This is a genomic window from Tellurirhabdus bombi, assembly GCF_021484805.1.
Taxonomy (GTDB): domain Bacteria; phylum Bacteroidota; class Bacteroidia; order Cytophagales; family Spirosomataceae; genus Tellurirhabdus; species Tellurirhabdus bombi.
Window position 1 is genome coordinate 4168639 of the sequence record NZ_CP090557.1, and the last position, 20773, is coordinate 4189411.

At 48.6% G+C, this 20773-nt stretch carries 20 protein-coding genes; 14 read left to right on the plus strand and 6 right to left on the minus strand.

The window, feature by feature from the left end; genetic code table 11:
• The first annotated feature begins 63 nt into the window (after positions 1-63).
• The 7 genes from L0Y31_RS17630 to lepB all read left to right on the plus strand — a co-directional run bounded on the left by L0Y31_RS17630 (position 64) and on the right by lepB (position 6636).
• Positions 64-753, plus strand: coding sequence for a DUF305 domain-containing protein (locus tag L0Y31_RS17630; protein ID WP_234734401.1), 690 nt, complete (start codon positions 64-66; stop codon positions 751-753).
• A gap of 124 nt (positions 754-877) precedes the next feature.
• On the plus strand, positions 878-1900 hold the full coding sequence (locus L0Y31_RS17635; protein ID WP_234734402.1) for an SPASM domain-containing protein: 1023 nt from the start codon (positions 878-880) through the stop codon (positions 1898-1900).
• Positions 1901-2083: 183 nt separating this feature from the next.
• Positions 2084-2872, plus strand: a complete 789-nt coding sequence (locus L0Y31_RS17640; protein WP_234734403.1) for a ParA family protein — start codon at positions 2084-2086, stop codon at positions 2870-2872.
• Positions 2873-2895: 23 nt separating this feature from the next.
• The gene (locus L0Y31_RS17645) at positions 2896-3816 is read left to right on the plus strand and encodes a ParB/RepB/Spo0J family partition protein (protein WP_234734404.1); all 921 of its coding nucleotides are present in this window, start codon (positions 2896-2898) and stop codon (positions 3814-3816) included.
• A gap of 115 nt (positions 3817-3931) precedes the next feature.
• Positions 3932-4639: a DUF5683 domain-containing protein gene (locus L0Y31_RS17650; protein ID WP_234734405.1), complete on the plus strand. Its 708-nt coding sequence runs from the start codon at positions 3932-3934 to the stop codon at positions 4637-4639.
• A gap of 18 nt (positions 4640-4657) precedes the next feature.
• A complete protein-coding gene (gene dapB / locus L0Y31_RS17655; RefSeq protein ID WP_234734406.1) occupies positions 4658-5383 on the plus strand; it encodes a 4-hydroxy-tetrahydrodipicolinate reductase in 726 nt (241 codons plus the stop codon).
• 119 nt (positions 5384-5502) lie between these two features.
• Entirely contained in the window at positions 5503-6636 is a 1134-nt protein-coding gene (gene lepB, locus L0Y31_RS17660) for a signal peptidase I (protein ID WP_234734407.1), read from the plus strand.
• 64 nt (positions 6637-6700) lie between these two features.
• Here the strand turns inward: lepB and ung are convergent, their stop codons facing one another.
• Positions 6701-7366 carry a uracil-DNA glycosylase gene (gene ung / locus L0Y31_RS17665; RefSeq protein WP_234734408.1) on the minus strand — a complete coding sequence of 222 codons (666 nt, stop codon included), beginning with the start codon at positions 7364-7366 and terminating at the stop codon, positions 6701-6703.
• A gap of 160 nt (positions 7367-7526) precedes the next feature.
• Between ung and apaG the strand changes: the two genes are divergently transcribed.
• From apaG to L0Y31_RS17680, 3 genes are all read left to right on the plus strand, one after another.
• The gene (gene apaG, locus L0Y31_RS17670) at positions 7527-7913 is read left to right on the plus strand and encodes a Co2+/Mg2+ efflux protein ApaG (protein WP_234734409.1); all 387 of its coding nucleotides are present in this window, start codon (positions 7527-7529) and stop codon (positions 7911-7913) included.
• A 10-nt stretch (positions 7914-7923) separates the two neighbouring features.
• On the plus strand, positions 7924-8697 hold the full coding sequence (locus tag L0Y31_RS17675; RefSeq protein ID WP_234734410.1) for an O-methyltransferase: 774 nt from the start codon (positions 7924-7926) through the stop codon (positions 8695-8697).
• 147 nt (positions 8698-8844) lie between these two features.
• Complete coding sequence (locus L0Y31_RS17680; RefSeq protein ID WP_234734411.1) at positions 8845-10206, plus strand: monooxygenase; 1362 nt, start codon at positions 8845-8847, stop codon at positions 10204-10206.
• Between the two features lie 11 nt (positions 10207-10217).
• Here the strand turns inward: L0Y31_RS17680 and L0Y31_RS17685 are convergent, their stop codons facing one another.
• From L0Y31_RS17685 to L0Y31_RS17695, 3 genes are all read right to left on the minus strand, one after another.
• The gene (locus L0Y31_RS17685; protein ID WP_234734412.1) at positions 10218-10700 is read right to left on the minus strand and encodes an ankyrin repeat domain-containing protein; all 483 of its coding nucleotides are present in this window, start codon (positions 10698-10700) and stop codon (positions 10218-10220) included.
• Between the two features lie 94 nt (positions 10701-10794).
• Positions 10795-12987: an alpha-galactosidase gene (locus L0Y31_RS17690; RefSeq protein WP_234734413.1), complete on the minus strand. Its 2193-nt coding sequence runs from the start codon at positions 12985-12987 to the stop codon at positions 10795-10797.
• Positions 12988-13032: 45 nt separating this feature from the next.
• On the minus strand, positions 13033-13554 hold the full coding sequence (locus L0Y31_RS17695; RefSeq protein ID WP_234734414.1) for a RidA family protein: 522 nt from the start codon (positions 13552-13554) through the stop codon (positions 13033-13035).
• 189 nt (positions 13555-13743) lie between these two features.
• Here L0Y31_RS17695 and L0Y31_RS17700 point away from each other — a divergent pair, with 189 nt between their 5' ends.
• Positions 13744-14361, plus strand: coding sequence for a hypothetical protein (locus L0Y31_RS17700; RefSeq protein WP_234734415.1), 618 nt, complete (start codon positions 13744-13746; stop codon positions 14359-14361).
• 9 nt (positions 14362-14370) lie between these two features.
• Entirely contained in the window at positions 14371-14991 is a 621-nt protein-coding gene (locus L0Y31_RS17705; RefSeq protein WP_234734416.1) for a hypothetical protein, read from the plus strand.
• Positions 14992-15061: 70 nt separating this feature from the next.
• Here L0Y31_RS17705 and nudK read toward each other — a convergent pair whose 3' ends face one another.
• Positions 15062-15640, minus strand: a complete 579-nt coding sequence (gene nudK, locus L0Y31_RS17710; RefSeq protein ID WP_234734417.1) for a GDP-mannose pyrophosphatase NudK — start codon at positions 15638-15640, stop codon at positions 15062-15064.
• Positions 15641-15699: 59 nt separating this feature from the next.
• Here nudK and L0Y31_RS17715 point away from each other — a divergent pair, with 59 nt between their 5' ends.
• Positions 15700-16452, plus strand: a complete 753-nt coding sequence (locus L0Y31_RS17715) for a DeoR/GlpR family DNA-binding transcription regulator (protein ID WP_234734418.1) — start codon at positions 15700-15702, stop codon at positions 16450-16452.
• On the opposite strand, the gene L0Y31_RS17720 is transcribed toward L0Y31_RS17715, so the two are convergent.
• Positions 16435-17604, minus strand: a complete 1170-nt coding sequence (locus tag L0Y31_RS17720) for an MFS transporter (RefSeq protein WP_234734419.1) — start codon at positions 17602-17604, stop codon at positions 16435-16437. The genes L0Y31_RS17715 and L0Y31_RS17720 overlap by 18 nt on opposite strands.
• A 348-nt stretch (positions 17605-17952) precedes the next feature.
• On the opposite strand from L0Y31_RS17720, the gene L0Y31_RS17725 reads away from it, so the two are divergent.
• Positions 17953-20769 (plus strand): M14 family metallopeptidase, encoded by a 2817-nt coding sequence (locus L0Y31_RS17725; RefSeq protein ID WP_234734420.1) that lies wholly within the window; start codon positions 17953-17955, stop codon positions 20767-20769.
• Positions 20770-20773 lie beyond the last annotated feature (4 nt).

The window sequence follows — 20773 nt, forward strand, 5'->3', positions numbered from 1 at the left end:
CCCGTCAACCAATCGACTTGAGATTAGTTATCTTTTATATTCTTAATCACTTATCAACGATATATGAAAAAGAAGCAGCAATTTGGGAAACACGCGTTGGTGCTATTGGCGACGGGTTTACTGATGAACGCCAATACCTACGGCCAGGTATCCACCAACCCAACCAGTAGCCAGACCGTTACTGGAGCAGCGCAAACGCCTACGCAGGGCCGGGAAAATCGCCAGTCTAAATCGGACAAAAGCAGCCTCATCATGCAGCCGATTATGCACATGCTTGATCAGATGAAATCGGCCAAAAAAACCGGCGATCCCGATATGGACTACGTCACACTGATCAAAATTCATCACCAGGCGCAGCTTGCCTTAGCGCAGCAAGCCGTTAAAAATGGACAAAATACACAGGTGATTGACAAGGCGAAAGCCTTGATTTCTGAGGAAGAAAAGGCCATTGCGGATTTGAACAACATCACAAAAAATCTTCGGGCTGGCTCCAGCAACTCGGCATTCCAGCAGCAGACAGACCAAAAGTTGAAGGCGCTGGATATAGAGGTCCAGAAGAATAACAACAATACCATGTCCGGTAACTTTGACCAGGATTACCTGAACGTACTACGGCAACAGTATCAAAATGGCTTTGATTTGTCACAGGACTACCTGCAATACGGCAAGCATCAGGAACTAATCGGTCACGCCCAGCGCATGGTCACGCAGAATAAACAAGAGATGGAGTCTTTAAAAGACCTCATTAAATAATCATACTGTGGTATTCAGGCCAGAATGAGCAAGTTACCTACATCCTGGCTTGTTTACCACGATCTGTTTTAGCGGGATATTACCTCAGGCTGTTATCTTTGTAAGATAACTCCACTCCGGAAGCATGAATCGCAACTTATCCGATGGCCTGAATTTTTTCTCCAAAGTTACCCCCAAACGCGCCTGGAACGCGCTGAAAGTGCTTTCCAGCTATTATGAATCGAAGCGAACGGGCAAATCAGTTCATCGGGGCTTACCCATTGCCTTGTCTTTTGAACCCACCACTTCCTGCAACCTCCGATGCCCGGAATGCCCCAGCGGGCTACGCTCATTTACGCGTCCGACCGGTATGCTGCCCGAAGATCTGTTCAAGCGCACCATTGACGAATTAGCAGATACACTGCTGTACCTGATTTTTTATTTTCAGGGCGAGCCTTATCTACATCCTCAGTTTCTGGATTTGGTTGGCTATGCGCACCAGAAAGGCATTTATACCGCCACCTCAACTAACGCGCATTATCTAACGGATGCCAACGCCCGCAAGACTGTTGAATCCGGCCTTGACCGGCTCATTATTTCGATTGATGGCACCACCCAGGAAGTCTATCAGCAATACCGCGTAGGCGGAAAACTGCATAAGGTCATCGAAGGCACCAAGAATATTCTTAAGTGGAAAAAGGAGCTAAAATCCCGGACACCCCACGTTATCTTTCAGTTTTTGGTGGTGCGCCCCAACGAGCACCAGATCGACGATGTGAAACGGCTGGCCAAAGAACTAGGCGTCGACGAAGTGGCTTTGAAAACCGCCCAGATTTACGACTACGAAGAAGGCTCTGATCTCATTCCTACCATCGACAAATACGCCCGCTACGCCCGCCAAAGCGACGGAAAATATACCATTAAAAACACGCTGGACGGCCATTGCTGGAAAATGTGGCATTCGTGCGTCATTACCTGGGATGGCTTGGTGGTGCCCTGCTGCTTCGATAAAGACGCTCACCATCGGCTGGGCGACCTGAAAGAGCAGACGTTCAAGCAGCTCTGGCAAAGCGAGCCTTACCATGATTTTCGGCAGGCATTGATTCGGTCGCGCTCCGAAATCGAAATGTGCAAAAACTGCACGGAAGGAACGCAGGTTTGGGCCTAAAGTGATCGAGCGAAAGCGATAAAGAGTGAAAGAACAAATTTTTCAGCCTTGGCCTCTTTCACTCTATCACTCACTAACTCTTTCGCTCTTTACGCCTTTGTGAAACATTTTCGAAATTCCGTGAAACATTTCTTGTTTCTTAATATAGGTCTGTAGATATTTGGGTCTGTAACGTACACACCCATGGGTAAAGTTATTGCAATTGCCAACCAAAAGGGAGGCGTCGGAAAAACCACTACTACGATTAACCTAGCTGCCAGTCTGGCCGCCCTTGAGTTTCGAACGTTAATTGTCGACGCCGATCCGCAAGCCAATTCAACCTCAGGCTTGGGTTACAATCCGAAGGAAATCGAAAACAGTATCTATGAATGCATGGTCGAAGGCTTTTCGCCCCGCGATGCCATCATCCAAACTGATTTCCCAAACCTGGATTTACTTCCCTCCCACATCGATCTTGTCGGCGCAGAAATTGAGATGATCAATCTCAAAAACCGCGAAGATCGCATGAAAGAGGCCATGGTGGATTTAAAAAACGATTATGATTTTGTCATTATCGATTGTTCACCTTCACTTGGTTTGATTACCATCAACAGCTTAACCGCTGCCGATTCGGTCATTATTCCGGTGCAATGCGAATATTTTGCGCTAGAAGGGTTGGGCAAGTTGCTGAATACCATCAAAATTATTCAGTCTCGACTCAATACACATTTGGCTATTGAAGGAATTCTGCTTACGATGTACGACTTACGCGTTCGACTCTCCAATCAGGTCGTCAGCGAAGTAACCGCTCATTTTCAGCAAATGGTCTTTAATACGATTATTCCGCGAAACATCCGATTAAGCGAGTCTCCGAGCTTTGGTTTGCCGGTAATCGCCCAGGATGCCGACAGCAAGGGCGCTATCAGTTACCTGAATCTGGCCCGCGAAATCCTTACTAAGAACGGAATGCTACCCCAGGACCAGATGGTGTAATTCCATTAAGACATTAGCCAAACATGGAGAATTCGAACACAAAAGCAGTCGCCAATAAAAAGATGATTGGTCTGGGCCGTGGACTGGGAGCCCTGCTCCAGGACAGCGACTCGGTGAACCGGCAAAACAAGCCGTCGCCTTACGAGTCCATCTCAACCATGACCGAAATCAGTGTCAATTTTGTTGAGACGAACCCCTTCCAGCCCCGGACGCGCTTTGACCAGGAAGCTTTGCAGGAATTGGCGGATTCAATTAGAGTTCAGGGAATTATCCAGCCTATCACGGTGCGGCAAATGGGTAAGGACCAGTACCAGCTGATCTCCGGCGAACGACGTTTGCAGGCTTCGAAAATAGCAGGACTGACACACATTCCAGCCTATGTTCGGCATGCCAACGACCAGCAAATGCTGGAAATGGCCCTGATTGAGAACATCCAGCGCGAAAACCTGAACTCCATTGAGATTGCATTGAGCTACCAACGGCTTATTACCGAGTGTAGTTTAAAGCAGGAAGAACTGGGCGAGCGCGTCGGTAAAAATCGTACGACCGTTAATAATTACATCCGGCTGCTGAAACTGCCACCCGTTATTCAGGCTGCCCTGCGAGACAATAAAATCTCGATGGGACACGCCCGGGCGATCATCAACATTGATGACCACGATGTGCAGATCAAGTTGTTCAAACGGACGGTTGAAGAAGATTGGTCGGTTCGTAAAGTAGAAGAAGCCGTTCGGAATTTATCGAACTCGCCGGAAGCCCTACCCGAACGCCGCTCAACGCCCTACAAACAGGAGATTCGGAGCCTTCAGTTTAAGCTGTCGTCTATGTTTGGAACCAAAGTTTCCATTAAGTCCGACGATAAACAAAAGGGCGAAATCAAGATTCCGTTTACTACGCAGGACGAGCTGAACCGAATTCTGGATGTTTTGAATTACAAAGCTTAAAAAAAGTTAATTCCAGCGTTTTATTCATAAATCATGTATTGGACTCGTTGGTAAGAAAAAGACAATGCTCATTAACCCGTTAGTTGCGAATTGATGAGCATTGTTGCCTTACCTCATGAGTATAGAAATTAAAGCAGTTATTTTGAAACGGAGTTTTTGGCTTGGATTTTTTAGTTGGCTACTCAGTCTTGCTGCCTGGGGCCAGGTGCCAGACTCCACCAAGGCAGGTCGCGATACGGTGCGGGTGGGCTCTTCCGAAATGATTTCCATTGGAGACACCTTGGCTCCGGCTAAAACGACCGATACCGTCCGGCTAGACGAAAAAAAAACGGCCCAAATTCGTAAAATTATCCCTAAGAAAGCCACCGTCCGCTCGGCCATTTTACCAGGATTAGGCCAGGCCTATAACCGGCAATATTGGAAAATTCCGATTATCTACGCGGGCTTCGGCACCATTGGCTACTTCATTAACTACATGAATGGCCGAACAAAATTTTACCGGGAACATTGGGATAAAGCCTACCGAAGCACCACAAAAACGACGCAGATTGAAATTAATGGTGTTTCACGAACGGTTGCCGAGGGCACGCTGGAACGAGGGTATAACGCTTTCCGCCGTTACCGCGATTTAAACGTCTTACTAGGCGTAGCCCTTTGGGGACTCAATGTCATCGACGCCAATGTATCAGCCCACTTGAAAACGTTTGACCTTACGGATGATTTATCGCTTCGGGTGCAACCGTCCTTCGGCGTTGGTGCTACGCCCTTAACACCAGCCCTTATTGCGCCGGGTGTTCGCCTGTCTTTCAACTTTAAAAAGTAATAACCTGTACCTTCCCAAATGAAATTACTGCTACTTGGATACGGCAAAATGGGCCGAACAATTGAACAAATTGCCCTTGACCGGGGACACGAGATTGTGGGCCGCATTGACCTGAACAACCGTGCCGAACTCGACGCCTTAACCAAAGACGATGTCGATGCCGTGATTGAGTTTAGTTCTCCCGAATCAGCCGTCGAAAACATAAAAACAAGTTTGCAAAATGGCTGGCCAACCGTCTGCGGTACCACGGGCTGGCTGAGTCATCGTCCAGAAATTGAAGCGCTCGTCGCCGAAAAACAAGGCGCTTTTTTCTACGCATCCAATTATAGCATCGGGGTCAATCTCTTTTTCCGCCTCAATAAAATTCTGGCGCAGTTCATGCGAACGTATCCGTCTTATCACGTTTCGATGACGGAAATTCACCACACGGAGAAAAAAGATGCTCCTAGCGGCACGGCCATTACGCTGGCCGAAGGTCTGCTGGAAAATTTACCGCACAAATCCCGCTGGGCCTTGCAGGAAGAAGCAGATACTCAAATTGAAGCCGATGAAATCCCGATTGAATCGCTGCGGGAAGGCGTTGTGCCGGGAACGCACGTTGTTCGGTACCAGTCGGAGGTTGACACGATTGAAATCAAGCACGAAGCGCATAGCCGACAGGGGTTTGCCCTCGGAGCCGTTATCTCCGCTGAATGGCTGGTTGGTCGGCAGGGCGTGTTCGGAATGGATGATTTACTCGCCTAAATACCCGCTCTCCAAATAAACCGGTGTTTATCGAATTCGCTTTTTTTAATTAATTTGCTGTAAATTATGTAATCAGGCTGCTTGTACTAACTGACTACCAGCCTTTTCGAGTTATTAATATGGCCGTTGTAAACCAGGATTCCAAAACTAAAATTGTCCGCAAGCAAAAATCGCCGGGCCGCGAGTGGCTCGATTCGATTGTATTTGCTGTCGTAGCAGCTACGCTGATCCGCTGGCTGTTTATGGAAGCGTTTACCATTCCGACACCGTCGATGGAAAAAAGCCTTCTCGTTGGTGACTTCCTGTTTGTCAGTAAATTGCACTACGGAACCCGGACACCCAAAACTCCTTTACAGGTTCCTTTGACGCACCAAAAAATATGGGGTACCGAGATTCCCTCCTACCTGGACTGGATTCAATTGCCTCAGTTTCGTCTTCCTGGTTTTTCGTCGGTGAAAGCGGGTGACGTGGTTGTCTTTAATTACCCGCCCGAAGACCAGTACCCTACCGATTTAAAGACCAACTACATCAAGCGCTGCATTGGCGCCCCCGGCGACGTGCTGGAAATTCGCGATCGGCAAGTATATAGCAACGGCAAGCCTTTTCAGAATCCGCCTAAAATGCAGGATGAATACTTTATCAAGACGAGCTCTATCATCAGCGAAAAAGTCTTCAAACGCTACGACATCACGGATTTTGAGCAGTATTCAGAGACTTACAACGACACCATTTCTTCCAATGACGCTTCGGGTTATTTAGTAAAAACTACCCCGGAAACAGCCGCTTTATTGAAGCAGCAGGACTTCGTGCAGGAAATTCAGCTTATTTCTTCGCCCAAAGGCCAGCCGTCGTTTTTCCCGATTTATCCGCAATCACCCTTGTTCAAGTGGAACATCGACAACTACGGCCCGATCACGGTTCCGAAAGAAGGCGCAACGGTTCAGCTCGATGAAAAGAACATTGCCCTTTACGGCCCCGTCATCAAAAAATACGAAGGAAACGATAAAGTTGAACTAACCGACAAAACAGTAACTATTGACGGTAAGGCCATTACCTCTTATACATTTAAGCAGAATTATTACTTCATGATGGGTGATAACCGGCATAATTCTGCCGATTCCCGCTTCTGGGGTTTTGTTCCCGCCGACCATATCGTTGGGAAAGCGGTATTTATCTGGATGTCCATCGATCCAAACCCAGAAAGTGCCCTGAGCAAAATTCGCTGGAACCGCCTGTTCAGAATTATTGAATAAAGAAAAAACGAGTGACAACGCTCGAAACGTTGTCACTCGTTTACCTTTAAAAAGTTACTTCTATTTACCAGTCAATTTCTGGCAATCCTTTACTCTTCAGGTAGGCATTGGTTTGGCTAAAATGCTTATTTCCGAACCAGCCACCCCACTGAGCAGCCATCGGCGATGGATGTTTCGATTTTAGAACCAGGTGTTTGGAGTCATCGATGATGGCTCCTTTTTTTTGCGCATACGCCCCCCAAAGCAGGAAAACGACGTCCTCTTTCTCATCGGAAATATGCTTGATTGCCGCGTCGGTAAACGTTTCCCACCCTTTGTTCTGGTGCGATCCCGCCTGATGCGCCCGAACGGTCAACGTCGCGTTGAGCAATAAAACACCCTGAACAGCCCAACGCTCCAGGTTTCCCGATTTGGGAATTGGCTTGCCCAGATCATCCTGAATTTCCTTGAAAATATTGATGAGCGAAGGGGGCTTAGTTATACCATCATTCACTGAAAAAGACAATCCATTTGCCTGTCCTTCGTTATGATAAGGATCCTGGCCCAGAATAACAACCTTTACTTCATCGAACGGGCATTTGTCAAATGCGTTAAAGATGAGCTTTCCCGGTGGGTAACAGCGCTGGGTAGCATATTCCTGACGAACGAACTCAGTCAGTTTCGGAAAATAAGGCTTTTCAAATTCAGCTTGCAGTCGCTGCTGCCAGGAGGGTTCAATAGCAACCTTCATGTGTGTTTATTATTTAAAAGGATTTTAATGCTTACTATTTTGTTAGAAATGTACCTTTGACCAGCCAAAATAGAGGAAATATTTTGCTTAGTTGTTGGGATTATAAACTCTTGGATCTTATTTTCGTTCTAAATAGATGTTAAACCGCAGGGAGGATAGTATGATATCGGCAGTTACGGAAGGCGTTAAGGTCATTGTCAGGACCGAGTATCAGCCAGAGTACTCCAGCCCATTACAGGCGCATTACGTATTTACTTATCGGATCACCATTGAGAACGGTAGCGGCTATACCGTGCAGTTGCAACGTCGTCACTGGATGATTTATGACTCTAATGGCACAGTCCGTGAGTTGGAAGGTGAAGGCGTTGTTGGACAGCAACCGATTCTGGAGCCCGGGGAAACGCACGAATATGTATCCGGCTGCAACCTACGTTCCAGCCTGGGAAAAATGCGCGGCACCTATTTAATGGAACGTATCCTGGATGGCAAGCAATTTTTCGTGAACATCCCGGAATTCATCATGATAGTCCCTTTCCGCCTAAATTAGTTTACTGTTTTTGATCCGCGCTTACTTACAATACTTGCTTAAAGCTCGGGATGAGCATTCGCTTCACTCGCCTTTTTTATTTGACTTATACACCCAGCTTATTCGTCAGGATAATCCATCCGAGCCCGCATTTGCGCCCATTCGGACTTTGCGTAAAGAGCTGCTGAACAATCGGGAGCAAATCGATATCACCGACTTTGGAGCTGGCTCACGGGTTAATGGATCTAACCAGCGAATGATTCGGGACATTGCCAAAAACTCGGAAAAACCCGCCCGATTTGCCCGGTTATTCTACCGCCTGATCCAGAAATATAACTACCAGACTATTTTTGACCTCGGCACTTCCCTGGGAATAACCACGCTGTATGAAGCGGCGGCTAACCCGGAAGGGCGTATTATTTCGTTTGAAGGATGTCCGCAAACGGCCCGCATTGCAGCGCAAAATTTTCAAAGGCTCGGATACCGAAATGTTGATCTGGTAGTAGGAAATATTGACGAAACGCTCGGTAAGCAGGTAGCGGAAGTTGACCGCATCGATTTTGCTTTTTTTGATGCAAACCACCGCTTCGAGCCAACAGTGCGCTATTTTGAAACCTGCCTCGACAAGATTCATAACGACACCTGTTTTGTTTTTGACGACATTCACTGGTCTGATGGCATGGAGCAAGCGTGGGAGGCGATAAAAGCACACCCAAAGACGGTAGTTACGATTGATCTGTTTTATATAGGACTCGTTTTTTTCCGGGCGCAGCAACCACGGCAGCATTTCACGCTTCGGTTTTGATCAGCTGTAATAGCATTAACGACGACCTGATAGAAGCGCTAGTCTAGCTATTCCTGCACCGTAGACAAAAATTAACGTACAAAAAATCAAAAAGAGACGCTTAAGTTACTCTTTCGGTTTTACTTTGCACTAACAAACTCTTCAGTTATGATGCGGCTTTCAGCAGTAACAAATTATTTGCTACTTACGATTGGTTCGGCTTTGTTAATTGCCTCTTGCCAAAAAGGCGATGATAAGCCCATTGACCCTACCGACAAAGCCAGTTTTGATTTACTGCAAGAGCGAATTTTAACAACCAACTGTGCCCTTTCGGGTTGTCACGCTTCGCAGCAGGACGGGTCGTTTAACCAACACCGCCTTGTTTTAGCGAAAGAAAGTGCGTTCGAGAACCTCGTTGGTGTTGCCTCCACGAATGCGCTGGCAAAGGAAGACGGTATGCTGCGGGTAAAACCGTTTAACGCCATGGAAAGCCTCCTTTTCCATAAGCTAACGGCTGACGCTTCCCACCACAATGGCAAGCAATATGGCAACCTGATGCCCCTCGGTCGGGAGCCCCTGACGGTCGGACAGATTGAATTTGTCAGACGCTGGATTGAGGCAGGCGCTCCGAAAACAGGCAGTGTTGTGGATGTGGCTTTACTGGATGACAAAACCCCAAGTGTGGGCGAGTTTGAGGCGCTGTTGCCTCCCGCTACTGGCCAGGGATTCCAGATGAAGGTTGATCCGTTTAATATTCAACCAAATTTTGAGCGGGAAATCTTCGTTCGTAAAATGATTGGTAACCAATCGGATATCTACGTAAAACGCATCCAGATCAAGATGCGAACCAATAGTCACCACTTGCTCGTTCACAGCTTTAAGTCCACCAATTCTCTGCCCCAGCTTAATCAGATTCGGGATGTACGTAACCCGGATGGCAGTTTGAACCTGGACACGTATTTATCGATGCAAAACCACGTTTTTGCTGCCGGTAGTCAGACAACAACATTTGATTACACGTTCCCCGAAGGTGCCGCTCTTCCGTTCACAGCTAACACATCGCTTGATCTGAATTCCCACTATGTGAATAAATCAACACAGCCAATTGTCGGGGAGGCGTATGTCAATTTCTATACGGTCAATAAAGCGCAGGTTCAGCACGTCCTGAAAACCATCGATTTCGGCAATACCGGCCTTAATTTACCAGCGAAGCAACGGACAACCGCTGTCAAATCGTTCACGTTTGATAAGAACGTTCGCGTATTAACGCTGACCTCCCACATGCACAAACTGGGTGAAAAGTTTGTCATCAAGATATACGGTGGAGCCCGCAATGGCGAAGTTGTTTATACGTCCAACGACTGGCAGCATCCGGACATCATAAATCTAAAAAACCCAATTTCGCTCAAAGCAGGCGAAGGATTCACATCCGAGATCACCTACAATAACACAACCGATAAAACGGTTCAATTCGGTTTGTCCAGTGAGGAAGAAATGGGAATTATTTTCGGCTACTATTACGAAGAATAGCAGCCGTTCCGTTATTGCAGCAGGCTTATAGCTTCATCATTGCCTTGCTGGATTGCCAGCTGGCGGGCCGTTTGCCCACGTCCATCCTGAATGGTGGCGTCTGCTCCGGCTCCGATCATTAATTTTACCAACTCATTTCGGCCAAACATGGTAGCAAACATGAGCGCCGTGCCGCCGCTTCCGTTTTGGATATTCAGATCAGCTCCGTTCTCAATGAGTAATTGAGCAATGTCTGGATAGCCTTTAAAACAAACTCCCATCAGGGCCGTATTGCCATTCAAATCCTGAGCGTTGACATCGGCGTTGGCGTCAATCAAAACTCGTACCGTATCCAGATAACCATCATAAGCAGCGACGATCAAGGGCGTAAACCCGCGTCCGTCCTGCATGTTGATATCAATATTGGCTTCAATAAGCTGTTTTATGTAAGCCGTGTCGCCTTTGCGGGCGGCATCAAAAAGTAAATCTTCTGGACGCGTCGAATAAAATGACATAAAAAAATGGGTTTACAGTCGGGTTGTCTGAATACGACTACCAGACCAGCCAAATTGTTTTCTCCGTCACTTAGCAATGCCGGCTTTTTTGGCGTTAATTTGTCTCCGTTAGTTCCAGTACCACGCTCGTCCGCCGTGCATCAACAACTGGGTTAAATCCAACCGTCATCAGATAATCCCCTGACAGTACTGCTGGATTCTGGTTGATTCGCGAGTTGGTTCCTGGATAAACATTCAATTCCTGCACCTTGTATTTTTTCGCCGGATTAAGCCCTTTCAACCGAATCGGTGCCTGGCTGCCCTCCTGGTACCGATTGCTTACCAGATAGCTAAACCAGACTGCTTTATCCTGCTTTTCAGATACATACATTAACGAAGCTAAATTATTTTTGTAGGGTGCTACCAACCTGAATAAATCCCCTTTCCAGATCACCTCCTTGACTCGGCTGTAAGTTTTCAGTGCCTCCTGGCTAAAGCTGAGCTCTTTTTCGTCCAGCTTCCCGACCACAATATCATAGCCCATTTTTCCCATCATGGCCACATCCGTCCGGAACTTAATGGGTTGTTTACCCCAATCCGTAATGTGGTTACAAGTCGCAATGGCCGGATAGAAATACGAGTAATCCCACTGAATAAAAACGCGCTCTAAGCCGTCGGTGTTATCGCTCGGCCAGAATTCGGTGAAGTATTTCAACGCCCCGTAGTCAACCCGACCGCCCCCGCCCGAACACAGCATTAAAGGCAAGGTGGGGTATTTGGTCCGTAGGCGCTCGAGAACTTTATATAGCCCCTGCACGTAATCAATATACAAGTGCGACTGGTTGGCATTCGTAGCCGAAAAGGCGTTGTAAATAACGGCGTTGCAATCCCACTTGATGTACCCTAGCGTCGGATTTTTGGTTAGCATGTCGTCCACGATGCTGTAGACAAAATCCTGCACTTTTGGATTAGACAAATCCAATACCAGTTGATTCCGGAAATAATATTCGGCGCGGTTAGGCAGCTTGATAACCCAATCCGGGTGTTTTTCATACAGCTCACTTTTCGGGCTAACCATCTCCGGTTCCAGCCAGATTCCAAACCGGATGCCTGCGCTTTCGGCTTCTTTGATCAGGTAGCCAAGGCCATGCGGGAGCTTTTGCTTGTTCTCCTGCCAATCGCCCAAACTGGTGCGGTCGTTGTTGCGCGGGTATTTGTTGCCAAACCAGCCATCATCCAGCAAAAACAAATCGACGCCTAGCTTCTTGCCATCTTTGAATAAAGTCGTCAATTTTTCCTCGTTAAAATCAAAGAAGGTAGCTTCCCAGTTGTTGAGCAGCGTTAGCCGGTTGCCTTCCCCCTGCGGAATGCGGTGTTTTCGGGCCCAACGGTGCATGTTGCGGCTGGCCGTGCCGGTTCCGCTGGCCGAATACGTAAACAGAAAAGCGGGGGTTACAAACTCCTTGTTTGGAGCCAGCGTGTATTCAGACGCGTACGGATTGATGCCCGAAATAAGCCGCAGATTGCGCAGCGGATCTACTTCAAACTGCAACTGGTAGTTGCCCGACCAGGCCAGCGTTCCGGCCAGAACCTCGCCGGTTTCTTCATCCGCCGGTTTATTGAGCGCAAGCAGAAACGAAGGGGCCTGAAACAGATCCGCGCGGGTTCCCAGTTTCGTATCCAGCACTTTTAGTCCCGCTGATAATTGTATTTCTTCCGGTTTCATTTCCTGCGCCCAATCGCCGTGGAAATGGGTCAGGTAATAACTTTGAGCGGGTAAATAAAGATTTGCCGAGGCATATTTCTGCATCCGAACGGGCTTTTTCTCCGTATGCCGAATCGACGACCACTGTTCAATGACGTCTTCTTTTTGATACGCTTTGTAAAAAAGGGTTACTTCAAAAGGATACTGCGGATCTTTCAAGTACACTTTCGTTAAGACAATACCATCGGCTAGGTCACTTTTTTCGTGCCGAACATATTTCAGATCCAGCGACGGATTGCCATCGGCGTGCGTCACCTGAATGGCGGGTTCGAGCAAATTACGCCCACCTGCCGGCGTATAAACGGAGTTGTAAATTTTCGTATAATCCTCGCCCCGCTTGCCATTCCCCGTTAGCAGGCCGTATTCCGTAGGCTGCTGGAGCCTTTTTCCCAAATAAACCATCGTTGGGTCGGCATCTTTGTCCACCCGAATCACCAGGGCGGTTTGCTGGGTTTCAATGATGATCTGATTATCGGCAGAGGCAACTTGGCTCGCCCAAAAAAGGGGTAGCAGGTAGGCGGTAATCTGTACTAAAAGTCTCATAAACGGCAAAGGTTCGGATGGCCGAAAGCTACTAATCAAATCCACTTATTCTACCTCAACAATCATCTCGACTTCCACCGCAAAACCGGCAGGCAACGCGGTAACTCCCACCGCCGAGCGGGCATGTTTTCCTTTATCGCCAAACAGCGCAACCAGCAAATCCGAACAGCCATTCACCACTTTGGGCTGATCCGTAAACTCCGGGGCCGAATTAACCATCCCCAAAACTTTGACCACCCGCTTCACCTTGCCCAAATCGCCAATTTCTGCTTTTAGGGAAGACAGCAAACCCACCGCGCACAGCTTGGCGGCTTCGTACCCCTGCTCGGCCGTCAGGTCTTTGCCCAGTTTTCCTTTGATGCCCGACCCATCCGCCCGACTGGAAACGTGCCCCGATAGAAAAACCAGATTCCCCGTCCGAACCGCTTTGACATAGTTGGCCAGTGATGGCGTTGGCTTGGCCAGCTCAACGTTTAGTTCTTTTAATTTTTTTTCAAAATCCTGGGCCTGGACGGAATTAACGAACACTAAAAGGCAAAATAAAAACAAGCAGGAGCGTTTTTTCATGATCAAATTTTGGAAAACGGAGTGATTTTTGGTGAATCAATGAAATAGAAGGGTGATGCAAAAAACCAACGCCCAAAATAGCTACTTTCACGAAATATTCTCGCTCATTTACTGATAAACCTAAGCATGTTACACCGATTGAAAAGGATAGGATGCCTGTTTTGGCTTCTATCTGGTAGCCATTTTTTGATGGCTCAATCTGCTTTAAGCAAAAAACCAGCCCCAATTATAGACGTTTTCCGTCAGGGACATAAATCGATCTCCTTTAGCCCGTCTGTTAGTGGTACGCATGAAAAGGTCACGGCGGCGGGTGCCATCACCAACTACAGGTCCCTGACCGCCGGACTGGAAGTTAAATACCAGCAATTCAGACAGGATAATTATTCGGTGGGGTTATTTGCCAGACTTAGCTATACGGAGCAAGTAGCTGGTCTACAAAACAGTAGAACCTCAACGCTACTTCCCAACGCGGCTCTTGGTGTCCTCGTACGCCGCTACCTTCCGGTATCGCAAAAGATCAGCTTCTACGGGTCGGGGGCCGGTGAGCTGGGTTATGGCTGGGTGCGTACGAAATACGCCGAAAGCGTACCGAAAACCCTAAGGAGTACGCAACAAATTGGGCTAAATGGTTCTGTTGGAATCATTTATGTCTTTGCCCCCAGATGGAGCGTCGATCTTGACGCCCGCCTGCTTCAATTTCAGGCCCAACGTAACGATCCTCTGGTAAGAAATGCGAATTACAATTTTACCCTCAGCGGTATTTCCTCGTTTCAGTCTTTCTCTGTTCACCTCACCCACTATTTTTAGCCGCCAGGTATGATCCGATTCATTACTTTTTTAGTACTCTATTTTTCAGCGGGAGGGCTTAGGGCGCAATTTACCGCTGGCAATCAGTTTGTTGGTGGTGGCCTTTCTGCCAGCGTGCCGATCGTTAGTGAGGATTATATTGGGGAGCAGCAACTTTCTGTCGGCATTTCGCCGGAATTTGGCATTTTTCGGCATCCCAAAACTGCTATTGGCTTAGCGGCTACCGTTGGCTTCAGCACGGCCAAAAGTCCCATTCAGAACGATAAAGGATTCAACGCTGGTCTCGGTCCTTTTGTGCAGCACTATTTTTTTCTAGCCCCTCGCTTTGGGGCCATTTTAACCGGACGCGCCAATTTCTCGTATGCAAGCCGGAAAAACAACTTGACAGACAGAGCGCAACAAATCACAGAGAAGAATACGGCTCTTGGCTTCTCTGTCAATGCCTCCCCTGGCGTTTTTTATATGGTGAGTCGGCGCTGGTTGGTAGGTCTGGATGTAGCGACGCTCAATTTGCTGGAGGTTCAGTCTATAAAGAATTCCCGCACCCTTGAGAATCATACCATTGAGTACCGCTTAGGCAGCACATTTTCGCTGGGCGCAGCTTTCCGATTGCGGCATTTTCTTCCCTGAACACTAATAACGAACACTCTTTCCCTTATCGAATCGGGAATAAGGGGAAGAGCTTTTTGTTACTAACTACTCAATTAGCCAGTACGTTATGCAACTGAAGATACTGAATCAGTAGCATGGTTTTTCCATCCATAATCTCGCCCTCGGCCACCATCTGAATAGCCTTGGTAAACGGAAGTTCCAGCACATCGATTTCTTCTTCATCAACGCCACCTCCCGCATTGAGCAGATTTTCAGCGTTGTATTCGGCAATGTAGAAAAACAGTTTCTCCGTCACCGAACCGGGACTCATGTAGGCTTCAAAAACCTTCGTAACCTGACTCAGCCGATAGCCCGTCTCCTCCTCCACTTCCCGACGGATAGCCGTATCCGGATCGTCCTGATCCAGCAAACCCGCACACGCTTCGATCAGCATTCCCGATGCATTGCCGTTCACGTAAGTAGGCAATCGGAATTGTCGGGTCAATAAAACGGTTTGTTGCTGCCGATTGTACAGTAAAATGGTCGCGCCGTTGCCCCGGTCGTAGGCTTCCCGCGATTGCGTTTCCCAAGTTCCATTTTTTCGCTGGTAATCAAATGTGATCTTTTTCAGGACGTACCAATTGTCTGACAACACCTTCTCTTCATTGATGCGAATACGATTGTTCATTAGTATTTGATTGTTTATGTTCTTTTTTGATTATTTTTGAACAAATAAAAACGGTATTCATGAATTTTCAAATAAGGAAGCGATTAATTCTAGAAACAGTTGAGCGAAAGGGCAGCGTGGATGTCAAGGAGTTGGCTCAGCAACTAAGCACTTCCGAAATTACCGTCCGGCGGGATCTGGCTTTGCTGGCCGAAAAAGGCCTGCTTGTTCGTACCCACGGAGGTGCGGTTAAAGTAAGTCTGGCCAAAGACCCGGTTTCGTTTAGCAACAAAGCGGCGATAAACCAGGCTGAAAAAGAGCACATTTGCCAGCTAGCCGCGCAGCAGATTCAGGAAGGAGACACCATTTTTATGGATTGTGGCAGCACTACGTTTCAACTTTGCCAGTTTATTAAGCACCAGCGAATACGGGTGGTTACCAATTCCCTGCCGGTGGTGTATGAGTTGAGAGACAGCGCGGTGCAGATTAATCTGGCGGGGGGCGAAGTCGATCGCGACCGGCAGGCGATCCACGGGACGATGGTGGTCGAGCATTTGCAACGCTACCGAGCCAACAAAGCATTTGTGGGTGTCGATGGCATTTCAGCGGCTAACGGCCTGAGTGCTAATAGTGAAAAGGAAGCCCAAATCACCTTGGCCATGGCGCTGAATGCCCACCAGGTTTATTTGTTGTGTGATTCCACGAAATTAGAGCGGGAGAAGTATTTTCAGTTCGCGCCGCTTGATTTAATTCACGCCCTGATTACGGACCCGAACGTTTCGCCGGAAGTGGCCGAAAAATACCGGCAAGCGGGTTTAACTGTTCTTTACTGAAATGCTTATTTTAGTTACCAGCCAAACCGTTAATAAACCCAGCAAGGCCATGAGCGCAAAGGCCCAGTGCAGGTTCAGTGTCTCGGCAATAAACCCAACAATCGGCGGAACAATGAGAAAACCCAGGTAAGAAACGGTTGATACAGAGGTAATCACCGAGCCCGTTCGCTCCGAAACCGACTGACTGGCCAGACTCATCACTAAAGGAATAACGCAGGAGACACCTAACCCAACCATAATCAGACCCAAACTGGCAGGGATTAAGGCGGGCCAAACAGACGCCAGCAACAGCCCCGCCGTCATCAGGATTCCGCTGTAGGTTAGGATGGTTTTGCGGCCCAGGCGGTTGACCAGCCAATCGCCAGAGAGACGCCCCAGCGTCATGGCCGTCATGAACGAGACAAAGCCAACTGCGGTTAACTCCTTAGGAACCTGCACTGCTTTCTGGAAATAAACCCCACTCCAATCGTAAATGGTCCCTTCGCAGGCCATCGAAGCAAAGGCAATGAGCCCAAATTTCAGCAGTGATTTGTCTGGTAATGTAAACCCCGCCTTCGTCGTTTGCTGCGTGGGCGACTCGGGCAGTGTATTCGGGAAGAATAGAATCGCCAACACGCTCAGCACCCCGCTGACGATAAGAAAATGATAACCCGGTAAGATATTCGCCGAAATCATCCACGACCCCAGCGCGGCACCCGCAAAGCCAGCCAGGCTCCAGATGGCATGGAACGAAGCCAGAATGGAGCGATCATACAAGCCCTGCAAACCAACGGATTGCGCATTAGCCGAAATACCGAGCATGTTTCGGGCGGCGCCAAACGTAAACAAAATCAAGGCTAGTTGCCAGGTCTGGTTGGCCAGCCCCATTAGACTCAGAATAACATTTAGCAGCAACGCACCAACCAGCATGATCTTGCGGCTGCTGTACCGCCCCACGAGAAACCCCGTTACCGGCAAGGTCAGAATCAAGCCCATCGGTAGGGCAAACAAAACCGCTCCCAACTGGCCTTCGTTTAAGCCGAATTGCTGCTGGAGAGACGGAATGCGCGAAGCCCAGGTAGAAAAGCCAAATCCCGAAATAAAAAAGAATCCCGCGATGGCAATGCGTATGTGTTTGGGAGACTTAAGTGTGGTTGGAAAATTGGCATTCACGGCTGCTTCACAGTTTATTGATCTAAGCAAAACCACCGAAAAGTAAGCAGAGTTCAGCTGCGTTAGGCTACGTTACAAAAGCCTTTTATCTTCCAGAATTATATAAGAATAAGGCAAAATCAGTATCTATGTTCCAGCACCCACAAAACAGCTAACCAGACTTAATTATAAAGAAGATAACAACTGAATCGTTCAGCAAATACCTAGTGATTTTTAAGAACTTATATTGCTTTATTCTTATTTTTTGATACTTTGTTTTATCAGCTGATTATATTAAAAAATAAAATAGTTTATTTTGAGGCGAATATTATAACCTCTTCTCTTGTATCAGTAGTTCACTTTTAAATTATGATACGTAACTTTTTACACTTATTCATCAGCATTCTGTTGCTTAGTGGAGCCTCCTCCCGAGCCCAAAACCTCCCATCGCCCAAAGAGCATTTTGGTTTCAACATTGGTGACGACTACCAGCTCGCTACTTACACGCAAACCGAAACGTACATCAAGAAGCTGGCTACGTCTGACCGTACCAAGCTGGTAGACATTGGCTTAACCGAAGAAGGGCGTCATCAGTACATGCTAATTATTTCGTCGCCGGAAAACATCAAAAAGCTTGATCGCTACAAAGAGATTTCGCAGAAACTAGCCCGTGCCGAAGATGTAACCGAAGAGCAGGCCCGCGCCATGGCTGCCGAAGGCAAAGCGGTGGTCTGGATCGATGGGGGTCTCCACGCCACCGAAACTGTAGGCACGATGCAGTACATCGAAACGGCCTGGCAGTTGGTGAGCCGCAAAGATCCCGAAACGCTACGTATTCTGGATAACGTGGTGATTCTGCTCACCCACGCCAATCCAGATGGTCAGGAAATTGTTTCCAACTGGTACATGCGGGAGCAAAAACCGGAAAAACGTTCGCTGGAAAACCTGCCGCGTCTGTATCAGAAATACGTCGGCCACGACAACAACCGCGACTTTTTCATCATGAACATGAAAGAATCCCAAAACATGGGACGCCAGTTGTTTGTCGAATGGATTCCGCAAATCATGTATAACCACCACCAGCGCGGTCCGGCGGGCTCAGTGCTGGCGGGTCCTCCCTACCGCGATCCATTCAACTATGTGTTTGATCCGCTGATGATTACCGGAATTGACGCCCTGGGCGCAGCCATGATCAACCGCCTGAACGCCGAAAATAAACCGGGCTTTACGCGGCTGGGCGGCTCCGTATTCTCGACCTGGTACAACGGCGGTTTGCGCACGACAACGCACTTCCACAACATGATTGGTCTGTTAACGGAAATCATCGGTAACCCGACGCCGGAAACTGTGCCGCTGGTTCCCCAGCGCCTGATCCCGAACGGCAATACGCCGTTCCCGGTAACGCCTCAGAAGTGGCATTTTAAGCAGTCGATTGATTATTCGTTATCGCTGAATTACGCTTCGCTCGACTACGCTGCTCGTCATTCGGATCAGTTGCTTTACAACATCTACCGCATGGGTAAAAACTCCATCGAACGCGGTAGCGCGGATTACTGGACGCTTTCGCCGAAGCGCGTCGATGCCATCAACCAGCTTTATCAGGAAGACCAAAAGAAACCAACCGCGCCAACTTCTGCTTCCGCGACTTCGGCCTCAGCAACGGCGGTGGCCTCTCCCCGTGGCGGCAACATGCCTGTCAAATATTTTGATTCCGTCCTGAAAGACCCCACCTCGCGCGATCCACGTGGTTTCATTGTTTCAGCGGCCCAGCCTGATTTTCCAACGGCGGTTAAGTTCATCAATGCGCTGATCAAAACGGGTATTCTGGTTCACAAAGCAACGGCTGATTTTACCGTTGCGGGTAAGAAATATCCCGCTGGTTCGTACGTCGTGAAAACGGCCCAGGCGTTCCGTCCACACATTCTGGATATGTTCGAGCCGCAGGATCACCCCAACGATTTCCAGTATGCCGGTGGACCTCCCGTTCGGCCTTACGACGCGGCTGGATGGACACTGGCCTACCAGATGGGCGTTCAGTTCGACCGCGTTCTGGACGGTTTTGATGGTCCTTTCCAGCGCGTTCCGTACGGGGAGTTACAGTCTCCGAAGGGCAGCCTAAACGCTTCTTCGGGAGCGGGTTACACCCTGAGCGCACGCGCCAACAACTCGTTTATTGCCGTTAACGACCTGCTCAAATCCGGCGTTGAGGTGTTCCGTCTACCCGGTGGCTTGTCCGGTAAAGAGGCCGTCGAAGCGGGTGCGTTCTTCGTTCCTGCCTCGGCAAAAGCCAAAACCATTCTGGATAAATCGGTAAAAGATTTTGGTGTTGACGTAGCTGGTGTCGCAAAACGGCCAACGGGTACGATGGTGAAAGTGGCTCCGCTACGAATTGCGCTTTGGGACAATTACGGTGGTTCGATGCCTTCCGGCTGGGTACGCTGGCTTATGGAACAGTATCATTTCCCGATGCAGTTAGTCTATCCGCAGGACATTGATGCGGGTGATCTGCGTAAAAAATACGACGTGATTGTTTTTGTAACTCGGGCGATTCCCGCCGTTAGCAGCGGCGCTGGCCGTGGCGAAGGTGAGTTCAGCGGCTTCGGTGGCCGGGAACCAAAAGCCGAAGAGCTACCGGCTGAATACCGCCCCTGGCTGGGTCGGATTACCGCCGACAAATCGGTTCCGCAGCTGAAAAAATTCATGGAAGCGGGTGGCTCAGTGGTTACCATCGGTAGTAGCACCAACCTGGCTTACCACCTTGGTTTGCCCGTTCGGAACGCTCTGGTTGAGATGACCAGCAGCGGCCAGGAACGCCCATTACCCGCCGAAAAATATTACATTCCCGGCAGTATCCTGCGCGTAAGCGTCGATTCAACGCAGCAGGCAACCTGGGGCATGTCGGCGCAAAGCGACGTTTATTTTGACGCCAGCCCAGTCTTCAAAATTGCTCCCGATGCCGTAGCGAAAGGTCTGGTGAAGCCGCTGGCTTGGTTCTCAACCAATAAGCCACTGCGCAGTGGCTGGGCCTGGGGCCAAACCTACCTGCAAGACGGGGTTGCTGCTTTTTCGGCCCCGATAGGTTCAGGAAGACTGTATGCCTTTGGGCCTGAAATTACGTTCCGGGCACAAGCGCACGGCACCTTTAAACTGCTCTTCAATCAGCTTTACGGTACATCATCCCGCTAATTTT

What these genes read in the sequence shown, in the direction of transcription:
- L0Y31_RS17680 (WP_234734411.1), top strand. Translation starts at nt 8,845, where the DNA reads ATGATGCGGCTTTCAGCAGTAACAAATTATTTGCTACTTACGATTGGT.
- L0Y31_RS17705 (WP_234734416.1), top strand. Translation starts at nt 14,371, where the DNA reads ATGATCCGATTCATTACTTTTTTAGTACTCTATTTTTCAGCGGGAGGG.
- L0Y31_RS17630 (WP_234734401.1), top strand. Translation starts at nt 64, where the DNA reads ATGAAAAAGAAGCAGCAATTTGGGAAACACGCGTTGGTGCTATTGGCG.
- L0Y31_RS17695 (WP_234734414.1), bottom strand. Translation starts at nt 13,554, where the DNA reads ATGAAAAAACGCTCCTGCTTGTTTTTATTTTGCCTTTTAGTGTTCGTT.
- L0Y31_RS17690 (WP_234734413.1), bottom strand. Translation starts at nt 12,987, where the DNA reads ATGAGACTTTTAGTACAGATTACCGCCTACCTGCTACCCCTTTTTTGG.
- nudK (WP_234734417.1), bottom strand. Translation starts at nt 15,640, where the DNA reads ATGAACAATCGTATTCGCATCAATGAAGAGAAGGTGTTGTCAGACAAT.
- L0Y31_RS17715 (WP_234734418.1), top strand. Translation starts at nt 15,700, where the DNA reads ATGAATTTTCAAATAAGGAAGCGATTAATTCTAGAAACAGTTGAGCGA.
- L0Y31_RS17650 (WP_234734405.1), top strand. Translation starts at nt 3,932, where the DNA reads ATGAGTATAGAAATTAAAGCAGTTATTTTGAAACGGAGTTTTTGGCTT.
- L0Y31_RS17640 (WP_234734403.1), top strand. Translation starts at nt 2,084, where the DNA reads ATGGGTAAAGTTATTGCAATTGCCAACCAAAAGGGAGGCGTCGGAAAA.
- lepB (WP_234734407.1), top strand. Translation starts at nt 5,503, where the DNA reads ATGGCCGTTGTAAACCAGGATTCCAAAACTAAAATTGTCCGCAAGCAA.
- apaG (WP_234734409.1), top strand. Translation starts at nt 7,527, where the DNA reads ATGATATCGGCAGTTACGGAAGGCGTTAAGGTCATTGTCAGGACCGAG.
- L0Y31_RS17700 (WP_234734415.1), top strand. Translation starts at nt 13,744, where the DNA reads ATGGCTCAATCTGCTTTAAGCAAAAAACCAGCCCCAATTATAGACGTT.
- ung (WP_234734408.1), bottom strand. Translation starts at nt 7,366, where the DNA reads ATGAAGGTTGCTATTGAACCCTCCTGGCAGCAGCGACTGCAAGCTGAA.
- L0Y31_RS17645 (WP_234734404.1), top strand. Translation starts at nt 2,896, where the DNA reads ATGGAGAATTCGAACACAAAAGCAGTCGCCAATAAAAAGATGATTGGT.
- dapB (WP_234734406.1), top strand. Translation starts at nt 4,658, where the DNA reads ATGAAATTACTGCTACTTGGATACGGCAAAATGGGCCGAACAATTGAA.
- L0Y31_RS17635 (WP_234734402.1), top strand. Translation starts at nt 878, where the DNA reads ATGAATCGCAACTTATCCGATGGCCTGAATTTTTTCTCCAAAGTTACC.
- L0Y31_RS17725 (WP_234734420.1), top strand. Translation starts at nt 17,953, where the DNA reads ATGATACGTAACTTTTTACACTTATTCATCAGCATTCTGTTGCTTAGT.
- L0Y31_RS17685 (WP_234734412.1), bottom strand. Translation starts at nt 10,700, where the DNA reads ATGTCATTTTATTCGACGCGTCCAGAAGATTTACTTTTTGATGCCGCC.